The following is a 529-nucleotide window of genomic DNA, read 5'->3' on the forward strand; positions in this document are numbered from 1 at the left end:
ACCTTGAAATACCACCCTTGTAGTGTTGATGTTCTAACCGCGGCCCCTGAATCGGGGTTCGGGACAGTGCCTGGTGGGTAGTTTGACTGGGGCGGTCTCCTCCCAAAGAGTAACGGAGGAGCACGAAGGTTGGCTAAGTACGGTCGGACATCGTACGGTTAGTGCAATGGCATAAGCCAGCTTAACTGCGAGACAGACACGTCGAGCAGGTACGAAAGTAGGTCATAGTGATCCGGTGGTTCTGAATGGAAGGGCCATCGCTCAACGGATAAAAGGTACTCCGGGGATAACAGGCTGATACCGCCCAAGAGTTCATATCGACGGCGGTGTTTGGCACCTCGATGTCGGCTCATCACATCCTGGGGCTGAAGTCGGTCCCAAGGGTATGGCTGTTCGCCATTTAAAGTGGTACGCGAGCTGGGTTCAGAACGTCGTGAGACAGTTCGGTCCCTATCTGCCGTGGGCGTTGGATGATTGAAGGAAGCTGCTCCTAGTACGAGAGGACCGGAGTGGACGAACCGCTGGTGTT

Annotated in this window: 1 rRNA gene; it reads left to right on the plus strand. The window is 55.0% G+C overall.

Annotated elements, in window-relative coordinates:
- Nucleotides 1-529 (plus strand): 23S ribosomal RNA (locus tag Q0791_RS24990); the annotation flags it as partial.

It is taken from the genome of uncultured Shewanella sp., from assembly GCF_947495455.1.
Taxonomy (GTDB): Bacteria; Pseudomonadota; Gammaproteobacteria; order Enterobacterales; family Shewanellaceae; genus Shewanella.